Source organism: Micromonospora sp. DT68 (assembly GCF_049847245.1).
GTDB classification, from domain to species: domain Bacteria; phylum Actinomycetota; class Actinomycetes; order Mycobacteriales; family Micromonosporaceae; genus Micromonospora; species Micromonospora profundi.
Window position 1 is genome coordinate 1 of sequence record NZ_JBNCNZ010000066.1, and the last position, 558, is coordinate 558.

At 67.0% G+C, this 558-nt stretch carries 1 protein-coding gene; it reads right to left on the reverse strand.

Annotated elements, in window-relative coordinates:
- Positions 1-558 (reverse strand): AMP-binding protein (locus tag ACPXB1_RS30655; protein WP_425736181.1); only part of this gene is annotated, 558 nt, incomplete at both ends.

Here is a 558-nt window from a genome sequence, read left to right on the forward strand (position 1 = left end):
GGTGGGGAGTCGGTCGGCGAGGTGCCGGCGAAGGTGGTTCAGGTCGGGGTGCCCGGTGAGGTAGGCGACGAGTTGGGCCTCGTTGTACAGCTGGACGGTGCATTGGCGTACGTCGGGGTGTTGGGCGATTGTGTGTTCGATTTCGCCGAGCTCGACGCGTTGGCCGCGGAGCTTGACCTGTCGGTCGGTCCGGCCGAGGTATTCGATGGCGCCGTCGGTTCGCCAGCGGGCGAGGTCACCGCTGGCGTACATGCGCTGGCCGGGCCGGTGATCGTGGGGGTCGGTCAGGAAGCTACGGGCGGTGAGTCCGGGGCGGTTGTGGTAACCGTGGGCGAGGCCGGTGCCGGCGATGTGGAGTTCTCCGGGTATGCCGATCGGTGTCGGGCGCAGCAGGTTGTCGAGCACGTAGATGCGGGTGTTGGCGATTGGCTGCCCGATGGGCACCGTGGTCGAGTCCGGTTCGCATTGCCAGGCGGTGACCTCGATGGATGCTTCGGTGGGGCCGTAGAGGTTGTGGAGTTCGATGTGGGGCCAGGTGGTGAGGAAGCGTTGTGCGGT